Raw genomic sequence first — 19,352 nt, forward strand, 5'->3', positions numbered from 1 at the left:
CTCAACCCCGTTCCGCCTGTCTCAACAACTTGCCAAGGTACTCATGCCGCTGTAACGCCGTCGCACTGATCGCCCGGTTCCCTACCCGCGGATCCCCCCAATAATGCAGGGCCTTGACCCGTAGTTCATCGAAACCGAACACCGGCCCACCCGAGTAGCCGCCGTAGGTCGAAGCGTCATGTACCAGCTCCGGCGGGTCGAAGCCGTCAAGTGCGAACTTGCGTCCGAAACTCAGGCGCTTGCAATCATCCAGCGTGCCGAAGACGGCGTTGACCTTGTCGTCAACCGCCAGTACGCGGCCGGGATGGCCAATTACATAGAGGTAGTCCAGTTGCTCGACCGAGTCCCGGGAGATCACCAGTGGCGTACTGTCCGCAACCGCTTCGATGCGCAACAACGCGGCGTCGACCGGGTCGTCCGGCGCGGCGAGAAACGGCACATCGAGCACCCGGTAACAGCGCTGCCCCTGCCGTGTGCGCTCGAAGGCGAAGTCGATGGTCAGGTTGAATCCGTCCTTCAACTGCGCTTTGGTGGTTCCGGGCAGCCGCTGCACCAGAGGCTGGCCGTTCCCTGGTGGAATCAGCACATGACGATTGGTCAGCACCAGGTCCGGCCCAACCAGGAACGCGGTGCCCTGCCCCCAGGCGTTGCCCCAGGCATCACGCACCCGAATCGCGCCTGTCGCACCGTTGGCCTGCTTCAGATGTTTGCGGTGCAAATCAACATGGGTGGCCCAAAACTCTGATCCGGGGTGCCCGTCCAGATCCTCCAGATCGTCCTGTTCCACTCTCAGCGCCGGCCGCCCGCGAACCTGGATAACCGCTTCAAAGGCACTGAGTTCCTGGTCGCTCAGTTGCCAGTCCAACGCCCCTCCGTCCAGGCGTTTCATGCCGGTATTGGCAATGGCGACTAGGTCTTCAGCCAACGCCCGGGCTTCTAGCTCGGAGATTTGCGGGTGCTGGCTCAGACGTCGCGTGATGGCGTCCGCATCGGCCGCACCTGGCAGACCTACGGTAGGGAAACTGGCCTCATGAAAGGTGTTTTCACGGGTGTCACCGAGCAGCATCCGCATGCGCGGCGCAGTCTTTTCCAGCTCAAGAGGCATCACTAACTCCCACCTGGGCGATCTTAAAGGCGCCCTGCCCCAGCGTCCGGCGCAAGCCCGCAGACAGCGCCAGTGGCGGCAGGCTTTCCAGTTGCACGCGCTGGCTACGCCGGGTACGTAACTGGTCCAGGGCAACGCAGGACAACTCGAGCAGGCTTTGCGGGTCGCCGGTCGCCGGCGCCGCAGCCTCCAGCCCCGATGCGCCCAGCGCTTCGTTCAGTAGCGCGACTACCTGGCTGCGCAGATGGGTGGCCGGGGTGCGGAACAGCGTTTCCTGGCTGAAGGCGTGACGCGGGTCAAGCTTGAGCAGCGCCTCGGCATCAATGATCCCAGCGCCGTAATCGTCCTTCTCGGATTTCTCGAAATCCCCGGGTTGGGCGCTGGCAGCCAGCAGCGTGCGAAACAGTTGCTGCAGCGCAACGCCTTGCGGCAACCCGCGAATCAGTTCGTCGCGTCCGTGGTGGGCCAGCCACAAGGCCGCAACACCGGCCAGATGGGCGGTGGCGAACGAGGTACCCTGCCCGCCGGCTACCTGGGACGGCGCGTTGCGGTCACTGGCACTTGCGCGCAACACGAACTCCGCTGGACCACTGATAGCGACCGACGAACCGTTGCACGAGCCGCGCCAGGGCTTGAACTTCTCGTTGACCCCGGCAACCGCGATGGCCTCGTCGTAACGCGCAGGCCAGACCACGGTGCTGGCGCAGTTGCCCGCCGCCGAGACAACAATAATGTTCGCCTCCACCGCCTTGCGCAGGGCAGTGTGCAAGGCATCGCTGAACAGTCCGCCGAGACTCATGCTGATCACATGGGCGCCATTGCGCCGGGCATGGTCGATGGCCTGGGCCACCCGGCTCTGGTTGAACACCACTACACTCTCCAGGCAACGGATCGGCACCAGGGTCGCCTTCGGCGCTGAACCGCGCATCTTGCCGTCCTCCGGGCTGACCACTACCGACGAGGTCCCGGTGCCGTGCCCGGGATTGCTGCCGCCGCTCATCTGGTCGATGGGTGGGCGTCCGGGTTCCACCAGGTTGAAGGCACCGGGGTTGTTGTACAAACCTTCGGGCAGTTCGGTGTGCCAAGCGACCACCCCGGTATCGGGCTGGAACACCCGAATGCCCTCGCCGCGGCTTGGCCGGCCCTGCTTCTCAGAGAACGCCCAGGCCTGTGGGGTGCGGGTCTTTACGATGGCCCAGTCGGGATCCTTGGGCAGCTCGTCATCGCCGGCCCAGCACCAGAAGGTCAGGTTGAAAGCTTCGGTTCCCGGATCCGGGAGCGTTGGCTGGTCGTGGAAGTAGTCGCTGCCCAGATCCGGATCCACCGTTTCGGCCCCGGTCACTTCGCGCAACAAGCGCGCCAAGTCGAACAGTTCATCGCGCGGCAAGGTGGTCAGCCCCGGCAATTCCAGCAGGCGGTGGGCGTCGAGTTCGGGATCGGCCGGGAACAACTGGCCGAGCTGCCCATACAGGCCGGTCGCCGTGGTGATGGCCTGGCTCAGCGAGGCGTCGTCGCGACCAGGCTGGCCTGTGAAGTTCAGCACGAAACGCTGCGCCTGGGTGTCGCTCCCACGCTGGTGAGCTTGGTAGAGCAGCAGTAACTGCTGATAGTCGCTAGTCACCTGAGCCGCAACGGGCGCCGTGGTAATGGCCGGCGTCGGTTTGGCAGCGAATACCGGCTGCGCGCTGACGTTCACCTGGGCCTCGCCCAGGCGAATGCTGATCTGTAGAGGTATGGTAATGGTCTGCTCGCAGGCCTGGGTCACCGGTACGCTGACCGCCGATGCAGGAGCCGGGGAAACCACCGGTGCAGGCGCCGCCACTACCGCAGCCGGCGTTGGTGCCGGGACCGGAACCTCGAGCCCTTTCCATACCCCGTCCAGCCCCGACCAGGCGGGCGGTACCGGCCTGGCGAAACTTACCCCGGCATCCACCACGCGGCTATCGCGTGCCAGTTCGAAGGCCGGTACGGCATAGTTGCTTTGCAGATAGCGCCCGCCGAAATGCAGGCCGAGAATCCGCCCGCCAAAGGGATCGAATACCGCTGAGCCGGAGGCGCCGCCCAGGGTCGAGCTGTCATGGCCAACGGCGCTGACCATCCCGCCGAAGCTCTCCACCTCCAGGCGCGGCCCGAGCAACCCCGGCATCAACCGCTTGACCCCGTAAACGCCATCGAAGAGCTGATTCTGCACGGCGGCGTCATTGCGCGGATCGAAGGCTGGATAGCCGATAACTGCCACTTCCTTGCCCAGGTGCTCGGCCGGGTCGACGGTATCGAGCAGCAACGGCCGTTGATTGTCGCGCAGACCTTCGACCTGCAGCAGGGCCATGTCCCAGTAAGGGTGGATCATCACAGTCTTCACCACTCGCAGGAACTGCGAGGCCGTCCTGTCGCGTTCGCGCAGGAAGTCCACCCCGGCGCTCACCCCCGGAATGAACACCAGGCCGCGCAAGCCGAGACCGCTGCAGAACAGTTGGGCAACGTGACGGTTGGTCATGAGCAGCCCGTCACCGACCACGAAGCCGGTGCCGCCATAGGGATACGACGGATGCCCAGGCAGCTCGATGCGGCCCACGGACGGCAGCGCGGCGCGCAAGGGCGCCCGGAAGCGTTCTTCATTCCAGGCAAGCCAGCGATGATGAGTGATCGTCACGTAATCGCCGTCGACGATGTCGATGGCGGGCCGCTCCTGGGGGATGATCAGGGCTTCGATGTAGAACTGTTCCTTGGGCGCCAGTGGCTTGCCGAGGGTCAGTTTCTCCAGGGTCCGCGTCAGCTTCGCCTCGGGCAGCGGGCCGATATTCAGCGGCCTGGAAGACTCCACAAAGCCTTCCAGACCGCTGTCCGGCGTCAGTCGCGCCAGATAGTTGCGCAGCAGATCATCCTTGATTGAGCTCATCGTCCTGCACTCGCTTGGTTGAGATGGCGTTCACTATAGATCAGGATGCCACTATGGCTGAGCGAAAAATGGCAATTCGGCATCATTGGGTGATTTCGTGATTGCGCCGCAGTCGCCCGGCAATGCCGGTCGCGCGCCCCCCCCCGTCAAGAATCGCCGCCAACCCTTCCAAAAAGCACTCCACGGCAAACTGAGCGGTGAATCAGTTGCCGGCCTCTTTATCTAATTTTTTCTTCCAGGCGTCTAATGCAACCGGCCCCATCGCATCTGTCCATGCCTTGAGTTCAGATTTGGCTTTAGTGTTCAAGCCTGCCATCGAACCGCTCTCGACGACTGCGAACTTCAGATAGATGCTCGAGTTATCGTCTTTTGAGAAAAACTGCAGGGGGTCCGAATATTGATCATCGCCCACCAACTTACTGTTAAGCGGAACGTTTTCTCCGGGCGAAGAAACAGTAATGCCGCTTACGCTGACAGGATCAGTCGCTCTGACCGTGAACTCACCATCCTTGAAGGATTTCGCCGCCACCGACAGCGACAGGCCAATGGTCCCCTCGGTACCTTCTTTCCTGGTAAGCGCCAAACTGGTCCGCGAACCCACCAGTAATGGTGCCCACTGGAGCGCTGGGGCCTCTGGTTTACCGGTAATGGCAACTTTTGTGTGGAACAAGATCGCCATCTGCGTTTGCGGAACCTTATCGCCACTGAGTCGTACTACAGCGAAGCATTGAGCGCGCTGAATACTGTTCTTGTTCCCTGACCATGTTGCCGTCCACGACTTAACCGATCGTTCCTGAATTTCGTCAATTTTTGAGTTTGCCGCATCAACTGCCAGATTCCACACGACACCGCCAGCCGCTGTTAATGCAGCGGCGGCCAACTGGGGCACTTCCTCGGTTTGTGCGTCTAATAGAACATTGCATCTTTTCGCCCATTGACCTTGATTGGTTGCACCAAATAGCTGTTCCCACTGCGAACCAGTTCCTTCGAATGTACTTTTTGCAATAGGAATAACCTGGGTTTTCTCTCCATCCCCTGTGGCAGGTTCAAGGGTACTTGTCGTGAGAATTTTTATTGACTGACAGCCACCTAGCGCCAACAACGAAATAACGATCAACAGTTGGTTTCGCATCTAAACGCTCCATGCTTGGGCCTGATCCGGTTATGGCATTGCGCCACGCCGCCTTGAGGTATAGTCGATTCGCCAATCCGCTGCTGGCTTTCGAGTGATCTGGCCACAACCGCTCCAACGAAAGATCGGACATGCCCCAGTCTCTCCAACCTTCTCGCCTGAAGTTTTCTCCTCGGGTTGTTCTCAGGGCCGTTCCTCGCTGCGCGATACCGGATCACGCGCGCAAGGTCAGACGCCAATGAAAGTTTCAGACGGGTCGCCCCACCTAAACGATCTTTAACTACACTGCTGTTCTGATCGCCCCCCAACGACGATCCAGACCAGTGGGACGCAGCGGACCTTTATCGGAGACGGACCTCATGGCACTTTATCAATGTCTACCTTGTGTAAAAGTATTCGAAGAAGAAGCTGCGTCCGTTTCACTTTGCCCGTTTTGTCGCGGCCAGGTCATACCCTATCCAGGCCCTAAACCGTCCACCCTTTGCGCCACACCGTTGACCACACCACTGGCACCTATTCTGCCATTGCCGGAAGTCTCGCCGATCTCATTCAACTTCATCAGTCTTACTGCCGAGAATATGAATTTCTGGAGAAAATACGCAAAACTCATGCGATTCATCGCCTCCAACCTTTTCTCTGGTGCCACTTTGTATGGTTACCAACAGGCCATAAAAGGCTTTATGGATGCGTTGGATTGTTGCGAAAAAACACCTGACAGCCAGGTATGGGTGGCCATCGCCACGTTCGGATCAATCAAGAGCACCCCCACTGCCAAGTCCTTTGCCAACATTGAGATGTGCATGACTGTTACAACACATCCGGACATCCCGATAACCACACACATGGGGATTTTTCGCTCTCCCTTACGCTTGGTGCAAACTCCCGGGCTGGAAAAGGTTCGCGGCTTGCATGCCGGAGGCGTCAGCGTGGGTGACATCATTGCCGTTCTGGAAAAGAAGCGAACCCTGGCACACCCCGTCCGCCGACTTTCAACCCAACTTCATGCCTTTGCTGCCAAGCGTTGTCTTCAAGAAAGTCGTGGGCTTGCAAAGATCCTCATGATTACCGCGCCGCTGGCGAAAATGCTGGAGATCCTGAATAAAGATTGCGCCGCCTATTCGACTGAAAAAATCAAATCAGAGAAAACAGGCAGCAGACTGCTCACTCAGGTGGGCGATGCTCAAGCACTTAAAAGTCACCAGCTTGTAATCACTAACATTCAAAACTACCCGTGGCTCACTGAACTGGCCGACCTGGATGGATCTCGCCCAAAGATCGCCATCGAGCTGCAGCCCTTGGCGAGTGCCATGGATGAGAGCACGCGTGTCGAATCAGTTCTGGACTGGCTTGATAGTCGGCACAGGGTGTATCTCGCCGCGTCCTCAAGTTCAATGTGAATCAAGTGCCGTCAGCTGTTCAATCTGGCTCCGATGCGTAGGCAACTCTTCGCTACCCATCAACAGCGTCTGCAAGGACCCGTCAGCCAGGATCAGGCTCTACTCGATAGCGCGGCCCAAATGGAAATAATGCAGGATGAGAATTTCAGAAATCTACAGTGGCTGAAAGCAGATAGGTTCTCGGTGTCGACAGCGTCAACCCAGGCTCGCTGTCATCCGAAGCTCCAGCCGAACTCCAGTAGCGTTTATCCAATACGTTTTCCACATTGGCGCGCAGCGTGATGGTCTTCTCGTCGACTTTAAACGCGTACCGCGTGCCGACATCGAAGCGCTCCCAGGAATCGATTTCCTTCTCATTGGACTGATCCAGGTACTGCGAACTCGAATAAATACCCCGCGTTGTCAGCGTCAACCCCTGCACAGTCGGCACGTCCCACTCGGCGCCCAGATTGACGTTGTATTTCGGCGTCGCCGGCGCCCGGTTGCCATCGAAAGTGCCATTGGTGGTCTTGGTCAATTCGCTGTCGATGTACATCACGCCGCCAAGCAAACGGAAGCCTTTGAGCGGTTCGCCGAACACGCTCAGCTCCACGCCATTGTTATCGCGCTTGCCATTGGGCCCGAAGACTCGCGTGGTGGCGTTGGTTTCGTACGCCGGTTGCTTGATGCGAAACACCGCAGCGGTCAACGCGTAGGCGCCGGCGTCGTACTTGGCACCGACCTCGACCTGACGGCTGATAAACGGTGGGAAGATTTCATCTTCGTTCACCGAGGTCGACGGCGCGATCTTGCCCTGGCTCAGGCCTTCCATGTAGTTGGCGTACAACGACAGTTTGTCGGTCGCCTTGAACAGAATGCCGCCCGAGGGCGAAACCTTTTCTTCGTCGTAAGCGGTGTCGCCTTTGATGTCATCGCTCCAGTCATCAACTTTCACCCGCTGCCAGCGAGCGCCGAGGGTCAGCAGCAATCGATCGTCGAAAAAGCCCAGGGTGTCGGACAGCGCTACGCCGCTGAAGCGGTTTTCCGTGTAGACCTTGGCGTCATTACGTGTCGGCGTACCGGGTTTGGCGGTCTCCACCGGGTCATACAGGTTGCTGCGCCCTGCCGCGTAACGCGCGCCGCCGTTCTCGAAATCCATGTAGAAGTAGCTGGCCGCGAGGTTGACCTCATGGCTCACCGGCCCGGTATGGAACCAGTTGCGCACGCCGGCCGTGGCCGTGCGCACGTTTTCGTCTCGGGTGAAGTCGCGCGGCAGTACGCTGAAATCACCGGCATCGTTGGTGACGGAAACGGCGTGGCGCAAGAAGTCATGATTACTTTTGCGCGCGCCGACGCCGCCGTACAGCATCACCGAATCATTGACGTCGAACTCAGCGTTGAGCGTGCCGAAGGTGTCCTCGGTTTTCGCCTGAGTCCACGGTTGCGCGTAGTTGCGATGTACCTTGTTCGCGCTCGGAACCTTGGCATTGGCCGCGACCTGCACGCGCTCCTGTGGCGCATCGGTGTCGCGTTCGGTGTGGCCGATATCGGTCGAAAGCCGTAGTCGCTCACCGCGAAAATCCAGGCCGAGCACGGCCATGTCACGGTCGACACTTTGATGATCCCACTCGGTATCACCGGCCTGTTTGACGCCGTTGAAGCGCAGGCCGAACTGATTGTCCTCACCGAACCGCCGGCCGACATCCACCGCGCCGCCGACCTGATTGTTCGACGCATAATTGGCCGTCAGCGAGGTGATCGGTTTGTCGGTGGCTCGCTTGGGCACCACGTTGATCCCCCCGCCTACGCTACCCCGCGGCGAAATGCCGTTGATGAGCTGGCTCGGGCCTTTGATGATATCCACACGATCGGCCATTTCCATATCAATGGTGTACGTCGGCAACACACCATAGAGCCCGTTGTACGCCACGTCGCTGTTGAACAGGCTGAAACCACGGATGGTGAACTGCTCGTAGCGACCACCGGCCGGGTTGGTCGCGCGAACCGACGGGTCGCTGGAAATCAGATCGCCCAAGGTGCGCGCCTGCTGATTCTTCACCGCCTCGCTGGTGTAGGTGGTCATGCTGAACGGGGTTTCCATGAAGTCTTTCGACCCCAGCAAACCCTGCGAGCCACGCCGCGCGACTTGGCCGCCGGCAAACACATCGGCATCGCTGGAACCGGTGGCACCGAGAATCGACGTCGGCGCCAGTTGCAGGCTGCTGCCCTCGGCGGCTGGAATCAGTGTGTAGGCCTGCTCGCCCAGCGGTTGCAGTTGCAGGCCGGAACCCAGCAACAAGCGAGCGAACCCCTCCTCCACAGCGAATTCGCCGGACAAACCGTTGCTGTTGCGGCCACTCACCAGTGCCGGATCGACCGACAGATTGACCCCGGCCAAACCGGCAAATCTTGTCAACGCGGCACTGAGGCTGCCGGCCGGCACCTGATAACTGCGCCGAGCGGCGTCTTCGGCCCAACTGGACTGGATCAACACAGGGCTGGCACTCAGGCTCAGCAGGAGGCTCAACTGCAACAACGGACGCAAACGACTTGGGAATACTGCGGGCATTGGAAGAAGCTCTCGATTTTGTTCACTTACCTGCAATGACCGGTGAGGCGAAAAAAAGGGACAGGCTTCAGACGATATTTTTTCGCGGCGTCAGCGTTACCCAGAAACGCGTGCGCGAATGCACCTCCAACGGCAGGCTCGCCGCCAGCAGGGCCAGGACTTTATCGGTGTCGTCGAGACGGAAACTGCCGGTGACACGCAGACCTTCCAGTGCCGGCTCCCAGCGCAAAAGGCCCGAGCGATAACGGCTCAACTCGCGCAGGAAATCCCCCAACGGCTGGTTTTGCGCCACCAACACACCGTCACGCCAGCCAGGCATGTTTGCGTCGAACTGCGCGATCGGTCCGGCGCCGGAGGCCTGCAAACTGAGCTGTTGTCCGGCGTTCAACTGCAGCGCCGGCCCGTGCAACGGCTGCAATTGCACCGAGCCGCTGACCACCGACACGTTGCAGTCACGCTCGTTGAGGCGCACGCAGACTTCGCTGCGGCTGACAATGATCCGACCGTACGGTGCGTTGACCGTCAATGCCGTGCTACCCGGAACGTTGAGCGCCATTTCGCCGCGCACCAACGTCAACTGACGGCTGGCCAGATCGACGTTCACCGCACTGGCGGTGTTCAGTTGCAAGGTGCTGCCGTCGGCCAGCCGTGTACGCGTGTGCTCTCCGGTGGAAGTCTGCAAATCTGCGCGCCAGACGTCGAGCGGCAACTGGCGACTGATCAGCCACGCCGTCGGCACCAAGGCCGCCAGCCCCAGCGCCCTTTTCAATGCTGCCCGCCGCGCCAGATCCGGACGATCGAGTGTGGCCATGGCCAACTCTGTCGGCAGACTGGCAAAGCGCTGACGCAGCAATTGAATCTTCTGCCAAGCGTTTTCATGGCGGCTATCGCTGTCGCGCCAGTGCTTCAGTCGCACGTGATCGGCTTCACTGGCCTCGCCGGATTCGAGCAATGCCAACCACTGTGCGGCGGCACGCGCCACTTCACGCGCTTCCGTGTTGGGTGCGACGCGCATCATAGATCCAGCATCAAACAATGCTCGTAAGCCATTGCCATGTAACGTTTTATACTGCGCTCGGAAACCTGCAAACGTTCGGCAATTTCACGGTAACCGAGGCCTTCGAGCTGACTCAGGAGAAAGGCCCGACGCACCGCTCGCGGCAAACCATCGAGCAGCTCATCCAGCGCTTGCAGGGTTTCCAGCAGCAGCCAACGTTGCTCGGGCGACGGCACGCATTCTTCGGGCAATTGCGCGAGGGCTTCGAGATAGGCCTTTTCCAGACTGCGGCGGGTGTAGAAATTGCTCAGCAGGCGTTTGCCGACTGTCAGCAAATACGCCCGCGGCTCACGCATATCGGCAATCGGCTGAGCGCTGCACAGCACGCGCAAGAAGGTATCCTGGCTCAGGTCCGCCGCGTCCCAGGCATTGCCCATGCGCCGCCGCAACCAGGTTTCCAGCCATCCTCGGTGATCGCGATACAGTTCGTGCAGGTGCTGCGGCGATGGCGTCGCTGCTTCAGTCATCTCAAGAGTCCTGCGCGAAGTCAGTTTCAAATGAGAGTGATTCTATTTAACTTCAGCGCCGAGACAAAGCCTTTTTAACCGCCGAGGCTTTCATGAGCGCTTCAAGGTCTCGCTCGGCAATTCCTTGAACAACGCCCGGTAACTGCTGGAAAACCTTCCCAAATGCCAGAACGACCACTGCATCGCCACCTCGGCCACAGTGGTTTCCGTGGGCCGGCGCTTAATCAATTCACGGTGTGCGCTGTTCAACCGGCGCAGGCGCAGCCAGTGACTCGGGGTCATCCCGGTGTAGGCCTTGAACGCCTGTTGCAATTGCCGCAACGGCACCCCGGCCACTTGGGAAAGCTCCAGCAGATTGACCGTGTCTTCCGGCGAATCCGCCGCCCACTCTCCAACCCGTTTCATGATCATTCGTTCTTCGGTACGACGCTGTAGGCCACCGCGATCGAGGCTGGTATGGGCGTTGTCGAGGATGAACAGACAGTCTTCCAGCAGCTGCTGGGTCAGCGCATTTTTATCAAGTGGATCAACAGCTTGCGACAACTTGGTGAGAATCGAGCTTAACCAGCGACTAAACAAGGCGTTCTGCCCGCAATTGAGTTGCGTCATGAACAAGCCTTCAAGTTTCGCCACATTCAGACCGTGCTGACGGACAAACTCCGGACCGAACACCACGGCGATTTCCTGGTAGTTCTCCGGGGTGATCCAGATGTTGCAGCTCTCTTCATTGAGCAGGTACAGCGCGTTGTCGCTGCGATCAAAACAGAACGCCAAGGCACCCGACGGCGCGCTGAAATTCTGCTCGACCCGGGTGTTCATCTGCTCTTCATAGACCTCGACACCCTGCAGATCCAGATAGCGGATCTGCCCGGCGAAATGGCCCGGCGACATCTGTTGGTAATGCTGGACCCAGCCTGGTGTCGCGCGGACTTGTTCGGCGACATCGGCGGTGTTGAACGCTTGGACTTGTAGCGGATTGCACGTCGTCATAGGGTGACCTTGCGCACTCTTTTGGTGCGCTTTGGTGCTGCTTAAAGTGGATAGATGGAACTGCAAGGCTCGCCCAAGATAGTCGTCAACGCGCCACAGGGGAAGGGGCGGAAGATGAAACCCGCCCTCCCCGGCGTCTATAAAACCAATAACGAGGTCTTTATGAATGCCCCTTTCGATCAGCTGTTCACGTGGCTGAAAGATCACAAGATTACCGAAGTCGAATGTGTGGTCAGCGACCTGACCGGCATTGCCCGCGGCAAGATCGCACCGACCAACAAGTTCCTGCATGAGCGAGGCATGCGCCTGCCGGAAAGTGTGCTGCTGCAAACGGTAACCGGGGATTTTGTCGACGACGACGTCTACTACGACCTGCTCGATCCTGCCGACATCGACATGGTCTGCAAGCCCGTGGCTGACGCGGTCTACGTGATTCCGTGGGCGATCGAACCGACCGCCATCGTTATCCACGACACCTTCGACAAGTTCGGCAACCCGATCGAACTGTCGCCGCGCAACGTACTGAAGAAAGTCTTGCAGCTGTACACCGACAAGGGCTGGAAGCCGATTGTGGCGCCGGAAATGGAGTTCTACCTGACCCAACGCTGCGAAGACCCGGACTTGCCGCTGAAGGCACCACTGGGCCGCTCGGGCCGTGCTGAAAGCGGTCGGCAGTCGTTCTCCATCGATGCCGCCAACGAATTCGACCCGTTGTTCGAAGACGTTTATGACTGGTGCGAACTGCAAGGCCTGGACCTCGACACGCTGATCCACGAAGACGGCCCGGCGCAGATGGAAATCAACTTCCGTCACGGCGACGCCCTCGATCTGGCCGACCAGATCACCGTGTTCAAACGCACCATGCGTGAGGCAGCGCTCAAGCACAACGTTGCGGCGACGTTCATGGCCAAGCCGATCGGTGATGAGCCGGGCAGCGCCATGCACATCCACCAGAGCGTGGTCGACATCGCCACCGGCAAGCCGGTCTTCGCCAATGAAGACGGGCAGATGAGCGAGCTGTTCCTGCATTACATCGGCGGTTTGCAGAAGTACATTCCGAAAGTGCTGCCGATGTTTGCGCCCAACGTGAACTCGTTCCGCCGCTTCCTGCCGGACACCTCAGCACCGGTCAACGTCGAATGGGGCGAAGAAAACCGCACCGTCGGCCTGCGTGTACCGACCTCAAGCCCGGAAGCCATGCGCGTCGAGAACCGTCTGCCGGGCGCCGACGCCAACCCGTATCTGGCGATTGCCGCCAGTTTGCTCTGCGGTTACATCGGCATGGTTGAAGGTATCGAGCCAAGTGCCGGGGTACAGGGCCGCGCCTACGAACGCCGCAACCTGCGCCTGCCGATCACCATCGAAGAAGCGCTGACGCAGATGGAAGAATGCGAAACCGTGGCGCAATACCTCGGCGACAAGTTCGTCCGTGGCTATGTCGCGGTGAAGCGCGCCGAGCATGAAAATTTCAAACGCGTGATCAGCTCGTGGGAGCGTGAGTTCCTGATGCTGAGCGTTTAACCCAAACCTGCACAAATCCCTGTGGGAGCGAGCCTGCTCGCGAATGTGTCAGCACAGTCACCATTGATGTTGCCTGACCCACCGCTTTCGCGAGCAGGCTCGCTCCCACAAGGGATTAGCGAACCACCTGAGAAATCCAACAATCGATCGTTCCCACGCTCTGCGTGGGAATGCAGCCCGGGACGCTCCGCGTCCCATCCAAAGCCGAACGCGGAGCGTCCGTTGAGGCATTCCCACGCAGAGCGTGGGAACGATCATTATAAGAAGAGGTGTCGAAATGCGTCTGTTGAAATCCGTACTCCCGGTCGCCCTGAGCGTGCTGTTCAGCGCCGTAGCGCACGCCCAACCCCAGGTCAGCGTCTACAACTGGACCGACTACATCGGTGAAACCACCCTCGCCGATTTCCAGAGCCAAAGCGGGATCAAGGTGATCTACGACGTTTTCGATTCCAACGAAACCCTGGAAGGCAAGCTCCTCGCCGGCCGGACCGGTTACGACGTGGTGGTGCCGTCCAACCACTTCCTCGCGCGTCAAGTAAAGGCCGGCGCGTTCCTCAAACTTGATCGCTCGCAGTTGCCGAACTTCAAGAACCTCGACCCGAAACTGCTCGAACTGCTGGAGAAAAACGACCCGGGCAACGAGCACTCGGTGCCGTACCTGTGGGGCACTAACGGCATCGGTTACAACGTCGACAAGGTCAAGCAAGTGCTGGGCATCGATCACATCGATTCCTGGGCCGTGCTGTTCGAGCCTGAGAACCTGAAAAAACTCACACAGTGCGGCGTGTCGATGATGGACTCCGCCGACGAAGTCTTCCCTGCCGTGCTCAACTACATGGGCATGGATCCGCGCAGCGAAAACCCGGAAGACTACAAAAAGGCTGAAGCCAAACTGCTGAGCATCCGCCCGTACATCACCTATTTCCATTCCTCGAAATACGTCTCGGATCTGGCCAACGGCGATATCTGCGTAGCCTTCGGTTATTCCGGCGACGTGTTCCAGGCCGCCAACCGCGCCAAGGAAGCCAAGAACGGCGTGAACATCGCCTACGCGATTCCAAAGGAAGGCGCCAACCTCTGGTTCGACCTGCTGGCCATCCCTGCAGACGCCAGCAACACCAAAGAAGCCCTTGCCTTCATCAATTACCTGCTCGATCCGCAAGTGATCGCCAAAGTCAGCGCCTCGGTCGGTTACGCCAACCCGAACCCGGCCGCCAAGCAATACATGGATCCGGAGCTGGTCAACAATCCTGAGGTCTATCCGCCTCAAGAAGTCCTCGACAAGCTCTACATCTCTACCACCCCGCCCCAGGCGATCATGCGTCTGATGACCCGGTCCTGGAGCAAAGTGAAGTCGAACAAATGAATCAGTACACCCAGGAACACGCCCGCTCTTACTACGCCGCTTCGGCCCGGGCGAGCACACCTTATCCGCTTTTGGACGGTGACTTGACCGCTGATGTCTGCGTGATCGGCGGCGGGTTCACCGGGGTCAACACCGCCATCGAACTGGCCCAGCGCGGGTTGTCGGTGGTGTTGATCGAGGCCCGGCGTATCGGCTGGGGCGCCAGCGGGCGCAATGGCGGTCAGTTGATTCGCGGCATCGGTCATGAAGTTGAAGGCTTCGCCAAATATGTCGGTCAGGAAGGCGTGCGTTATTTGCAGCGCGCCGGCATCGATTCGGTGGATCTGGTTCGGCAGCGCATTGCTGACAACGGTATCGAGTGCGACGTGCGCTGGGGCTTCTGCGATCTGGCCAATACCCCCGCGCAATTCGCTGCCTTCAAGGATGAATTGGTCGACCTCGCCGAACTCGGTTACGCCCACGAAACCCGACTGATCGGCCCGGAGCAGATCCGCCAGCAAGTGGTCAACTCCGACATCTATGCCGGTGGGCTGGTGGATATGGGTTCCGGTCATCTGCACCCGCTGGATCTGGTGCAAGGCGAAGCGCGATTGGCAGCGTCGTTGGGCGTGCGGATTTTCGAGCAGAGTGAAGTGCTGGAAATCATCCATGGCCCGACCGTGCAGGTGCGCTGCGCAAACGGCACGGTGCGCGCCGGCAGTCTGGTGCTCGGTTGCAATGCGCATCTGGACGAGCTCGAACAACAACTCAGTGGCAAAGTGCTGCCGGCCGGCAGTTACATCATCGCCACTGAGCCGTTGTCGGAGGCACGCGCCGCGCAACTGATTCCGCAGAATCTGGCGGTTTGCGACCAGAAAGTCGGCCTCGATTACTACCGGCTCTCGGCGGACCGACGCTTGCTGTTCGGCGGTGCCTGCCACTATTCCGGCCGTGATCCGGCGGACATCGCCGCTTATATGCGGCCGAAGATGCTCAAAGTGTTCCCGCAACTGGCCGACGTGCGCATCGACTACCAATGGGGCGGCAAGATTGGCATCACCGCCAACCGCTTTCCGCAGGTCGGCCGGCTTAAGCAACACCCGAACGTGTTCTATGCGCAGGGCTATTCCGGCCATGGCCTGAACGTCACGCACTGGTGCGCGAAACTGCTCGGCGAGGCGATTCATGCCGGTCACAGTCAGGGCATGGACGTGTTCAGCGGCGTGCCGCACATGACCTTCCCCGGCGGCCCGGCCCTGCGTTCGCCACTGCTGGCACTGGGCATGTTCTGGTATCGCCTGCGGGAAATGCTCTGCTGACAGCGCGGTTTGATCGTTCCCACGCTCTGCGTGGGAATGTAGCCCGTGACGCTCCGCGTCACTGGACGCAGAGCGTCCCATGAGGCATTCCCACGCAGAGCGTGGGAACGATCATCAAGCACAGGCGAGCTATACACATTTGCTCTATCGCCAAGCACTTCTATATTGATGAGGTGCTTTTGCGTTCCTGACGCTCAGTGCCCATTCAATCGAGGAGACATGGATGAAGTCGTCAGCCACCGACGAGCCGCGAGCGCCAGGCCAAGCCCCCGTCAAAACCCACCGTTTCGGCATTTCACTCGTCTGGATCGTACCGATCGTGGCGGTGCTGGTGGGCATTTCGCTGGTGGTGCACAACGTGATGCAGGAAGGGCCGACGATCATTGTCAACTTCAAGACAGGCAGCGGCCTGACGGCGAACAAGACCGAGGTCAAATACCGCAACGTGGTCATCGGTCAGGTCACGGACGTCGAGTTGAGTGGCGACCAGAAAAGCGTCGACGCCACCATCAAGCTGTCCAAACAGGCGGAAACCTTCACGCGCGAAGATTCACAGTTCTGGGTGGTGCGCCCGCGCATTGGCGCCGGCGGCGTTTCGGGCATCGACACCCTGCTTTCCGGAGACTACATCGGCGCCGACGTCGGCCAGTCCGATAGCCGCGCAAAGAACTTCAAGGGTCTGGAGAATCCGCCGCCGATCACCTATGGCGAACCCGGCAAGCGTTTCATGCTGCACGCGCCGGACCTCGGTTCACTGGACATCGGTTCACCTGTCTATTACCGCAAGATTCCGGTCGGCCAGGTCGTCACTTACGCCCTCAACCCGGAAGGTAAAGGAGTGGATATCGAAGTGTTCATTCACGCGCCGAACGACGCGTTCGTCACCGAAAACACCCGTTTCTGGAATGCCAGCGGCATCGACATCAATGTCGGTGCCAACGGCTTTGCCGTGAAGACCGAATCGCTATCGACCATGCTGGTGGGCGGTATTGCGTTCCGTGCTCCGGATTACAGTCCCAATGATGTGGCCGCCGCCGACGACAAGGATTTCGAACTGTTCGCCGACCAGCAGAGCGCCCTCGCCCCGCCGAATGGCAAGGCGCAATACATGGTGCTGCGTTTCGAACAGTCACTGCGCGGACTCAAGGTCGATGCGCCGGTCGAGTTCCTCGGTATGGAGATCGGCCGGGTCGTGGGCATCAACCTGGATTTCGACGCAAAAAAACGCACCTTCCCGCTTAACGTCGGCATCGTCATTTACCCGCAGCGTCTCGGTCAGGCCTACAAAAAGATGCTCACCGAATTCAAGCACGACCCCAACGACGAAGCCGCTGGCATCCGCCTGCTGGGTACCTTCGTCGATAATGGCCTGCGTGCTCAGGCGCGCAGTGGCAACCTGCTGACCGGCCAGTTGTACGTGGCGCTGGACTTCTTCCCGAAAGCGGAGAAAGTCGCGTTCGACCCGACTGCTCGCCCGGTCGTTCTACCGACCGTTCCCGGCAGCCTCGAACAGTTGCAGGAAAAACTCGAAGCCGTGGTCGACAAACTCAACAAGCTGCCGGTTGATCGCATCGCCAACAACCTCGACAGCAATCTGATCGAGCTGCGCAAAGGCCTGACGCAGTTTAACGCCAAGACCCTGCCGGGCGTGCAGAGCACCCTCGCTGATGTCAGCAAGACCTTGCAGTCGGCCAGCTCGACCCTGGCCGAAGATTCGCCGCAACGCGAAAAACTCACGGAAACCCTCGACGAACTCGGGCGCATGTCGCGTTCGCTGCGTGAGCTGTCGGATTACCTCGGCCGGCATCCGGAATCGCTGATTCGTGGTCGCCCCGATAACGCCGCGCCTATCGACCTGAAAGGTCCGCCACGCAACTGAGCACAGGAGCTGAACCATGGCTGTACCGCTGAAAATCACCGTGCTCGCTGCGTTCATGCTGCTGGGCGCCTGTCGCAGCGACCCGATCAGTTTTCACACCCTGACCCCGGTGCAGGTTGCCAATACACGGAGCGGCGCGCAGATTCCGATTGAAGCGCTGAGCGTGCCGCCGCAGGTCGACCGGGCGCAAATCGTTATCCGCCAGGGCAACAGCGGCCTGGCGATTCTGGAAACCGATTGGTGGGGGGCGACATTGGCGGATGAGTTGCGCGGTGCGTTGGCCGATCAATTGAGCAATACCAGTGGCCAAGGCAACGTTTCGGTGCGCATCGAAGTGCAACGCTTCGACTCGATCCCCGGTCAGTACGGCCTGATCGACGCCAAATGGCGCTTGCGTCCCGACGGCGCCACTGACAATGGTTTGCTGACGTGCCGTTCGACCCTGCAAACACCGGCCGGCCCGACCATCGATGATCTGGTGGGCGCCCAGCAGCACAACGTCAAACGTCTGGCCGAGCAGATCAGTCGGGCGGCAACCGGCAATGCGCGCACCTGCCCTTCCCCGTCCTGACGAGGCCTACAGATCGAAGCGATCCACCGCGCGCCGACGCTCGTTGTCATCCCGCACATCGTAGTTGGCGGTGGTCTGGATGTTGCTGTGGTGCGCCAGTTTCTGCGCGATCGACAGATCGTGTTCCTCGATCACCCGCGTGATGAACGAGCGGCGGAAGTCGTGAGGCATGATCTTCACACCGACCTGCGTGCCTCGCTGACGGGCGATGTAGTAAATCGCGTGTTTGGTGATGCGTTCGCGAGTGATATGGCTGCCGCGACGGATACGGTTGAACAGAAAGGCATCGTCGCTCTCACCCTCCTTCAGCTCTGAACGGCGCAGCTCCAGCCAGGCATCGAGTTTGGCGAACGCCCATGCCGGCGCGTACTTGATCAGTTGTTTGTTGCCTTTGCCGGTGACGGTCAGGCTGCGTTCAGTGAAGTCGACCTGATTCAAATCCAGGTCCACCGACTCCGATTTACGCATGCCGGTGCCGTACAACAGCGCAATCACCGCCGCATCGCGCAGCCCTTGAGGGCGCGGATCGGCGGCGCAGACTTCCATCAATTCGTGGATCAAGGTGCGCTTCAAGTTGCGCCCCTGAGATAACCGCGTGCCGGCAATGCCCTTTACCGAGCGCATCTTCAGCAAATGGTCCTGACTGATCAGGCTCATGCGCCACGCTTCATTCATCACCCCGCGTACGGCATTCACATACAGCGACGAGGTATTCGGCGCATAACCGTCGGCGCGCAAAGCGGCGACCAGCGCCACGACGTCTTCGGGTTGCAACCCGTGCCAGGGGATTTCTTCGATATCCACGTCTTCGAAACCGAGGCGGTCCGCAGCATCCTGCAAGACATAGCGCATGGTCAGTTGGCTGGAGGGCGCCAGTCGCGCCAGATAAATCGTCAGCGGATTAGTGTTGGACGGGGTGGATTCAGTACTCGACAAGTCAATCAAACGAAACGGCCTTGAATAGAAAACAGTTCAACAAAACAACTTAAAAGTGCAAACAAACTTATATAAATAGCGACTCTTTCGTAAGACTTTTCGACTAAAACAGCCGATGAACGGAAGAAGTCTGAACGGTGGCTGTATGGCTTACAGATAGACGAATCGCCGACCGTTTTTTCATGT

14 protein-coding genes are annotated in these 19,352 nt (G+C 59.7%); 6 read left to right on the top strand and 8 right to left on the bottom strand.

Annotated features, from left to right (window positions below):
* Position 1: 1 nt before the first annotated feature.
* The 3 genes from HU718_RS15530 to HU718_RS15540 form a co-directional block, all read right to left on the bottom strand.
* Positions 2–1,105, bottom strand: a complete 1,104-nt coding sequence (locus tag HU718_RS15530; RefSeq protein WP_038361353.1) for a trypsin-like serine peptidase — start codon at positions 1,103–1,105, stop codon at positions 2–4.
* Positions 1,095–4,004, bottom strand: coding sequence for a S8 family serine peptidase (locus tag HU718_RS15535; protein ID WP_186615089.1), 2,910 nt, complete (start codon positions 4,002–4,004; stop codon positions 1,095–1,097). Before HU718_RS15535 ends, HU718_RS15530 begins: the two co-directional genes overlap by 11 nt.
* A 202-nt stretch (positions 4,005–4,206) precedes the next feature.
* Positions 4,207–5,136, bottom strand: coding sequence for a hypothetical protein (locus tag HU718_RS15540; RefSeq protein ID WP_186615087.1), 930 nt, complete (start codon positions 5,134–5,136; stop codon positions 4,207–4,209).
* Between the two features lie 359 nt (positions 5,137–5,495).
* Here HU718_RS15540 and HU718_RS15545 point away from each other — a divergent pair, with 359 nt between their 5' ends.
* Positions 5,496–6,533: a hypothetical protein gene (locus tag HU718_RS15545; RefSeq protein WP_186615085.1), complete on the top strand. Its 1,038-nt coding sequence runs from the start codon at positions 5,496–5,498 to the stop codon at positions 6,531–6,533.
* A gap of 145 nt (positions 6,534–6,678) precedes the next feature.
* On the opposite strand, the gene HU718_RS15550 is transcribed toward HU718_RS15545, so the two are convergent.
* The 4 genes from HU718_RS15550 to HU718_RS15565 all read right to left on the bottom strand — a co-directional run bounded on the left by HU718_RS15550 (position 6,679) and on the right by HU718_RS15565 (position 11,595).
* Entirely contained in the window at positions 6,679–9,081 is a 2,403-nt protein-coding gene (locus tag HU718_RS15550) for a TonB-dependent receptor (RefSeq protein ID WP_186615083.1), read from the bottom strand.
* A 67-nt stretch (positions 9,082–9,148) separates the two neighbouring features.
* On the bottom strand, positions 9,149–10,096 hold the full coding sequence (locus HU718_RS15555; RefSeq protein WP_186615081.1) for a FecR domain-containing protein: 948 nt from the start codon (positions 10,094–10,096) through the stop codon (positions 9,149–9,151).
* Complete coding sequence (locus HU718_RS15560; protein ID WP_038361341.1) at positions 10,096–10,605, bottom strand: sigma-70 family RNA polymerase sigma factor; 510 nt, start codon at positions 10,603–10,605, stop codon at positions 10,096–10,098. The genes HU718_RS15555 and HU718_RS15560 overlap by 1 nt, the downstream gene beginning before the upstream one ends.
* Positions 10,606–10,695: 90 nt before the next feature.
* Positions 10,696–11,595: a helix-turn-helix domain-containing protein gene (locus HU718_RS15565; protein ID WP_186615079.1), complete on the bottom strand. Its 900-nt coding sequence runs from the start codon at positions 11,593–11,595 to the stop codon at positions 10,696–10,698.
* A 162-nt stretch (positions 11,596–11,757) separates the two neighbouring features.
* Here HU718_RS15565 and HU718_RS15570 point away from each other — a divergent pair, with 162 nt between their 5' ends.
* The 5 genes from HU718_RS15570 (at position 11,758) to HU718_RS15590 (ending at position 18,230) form a co-directional block, all read left to right on the top strand.
* Positions 11,758–13,116, top strand: coding sequence for a glutamine synthetase family protein (locus HU718_RS15570; protein WP_186615077.1), 1,359 nt, complete (start codon positions 11,758–11,760; stop codon positions 13,114–13,116).
* A gap of 277 nt (positions 13,117–13,393) precedes the next feature.
* Positions 13,394–14,482: a polyamine ABC transporter substrate-binding protein gene (locus HU718_RS15575; protein ID WP_186615075.1), complete on the top strand. Its 1,089-nt coding sequence runs from the start codon at positions 13,394–13,396 to the stop codon at positions 14,480–14,482.
* A complete protein-coding gene (locus tag HU718_RS15580; protein WP_186615072.1) occupies positions 14,479–15,780 on the top strand; it encodes an NAD(P)/FAD-dependent oxidoreductase in 1,302 nt (433 codons plus the stop codon). The genes HU718_RS15575 and HU718_RS15580 overlap by 4 nt, the downstream gene beginning before the upstream one ends.
* A 223-nt stretch (positions 15,781–16,003) precedes the next feature.
* Positions 16,004–17,659: a PqiB family protein gene (locus tag HU718_RS15585; RefSeq protein ID WP_150729156.1), complete on the top strand. Its 1,656-nt coding sequence runs from the start codon at positions 16,004–16,006 to the stop codon at positions 17,657–17,659.
* Positions 17,660–17,675: 16 nt separating this feature from the next.
* Positions 17,676–18,230: a PqiC family protein gene (locus HU718_RS15590; RefSeq protein WP_186615070.1), complete on the top strand. Its 555-nt coding sequence runs from the start codon at positions 17,676–17,678 to the stop codon at positions 18,228–18,230.
* A gap of 6 nt (positions 18,231–18,236) precedes the next feature.
* Here the strand turns inward: HU718_RS15590 and HU718_RS15595 are convergent, their stop codons facing one another.
* Complete coding sequence (locus HU718_RS15595; RefSeq protein WP_224793216.1) at positions 18,237–19,082, bottom strand: site-specific integrase; 846 nt, start codon at positions 19,080–19,082, stop codon at positions 18,237–18,239.
* Between the last annotated feature and the right edge of the window lie 270 nt (positions 19,083–19,352).

It is taken from the genome of Pseudomonas tensinigenes, from assembly GCF_014268445.2.
Lineage (GTDB): Bacteria > Pseudomonadota > Gammaproteobacteria > Pseudomonadales > Pseudomonadaceae > Aquipseudomonas > Aquipseudomonas tensinigenes.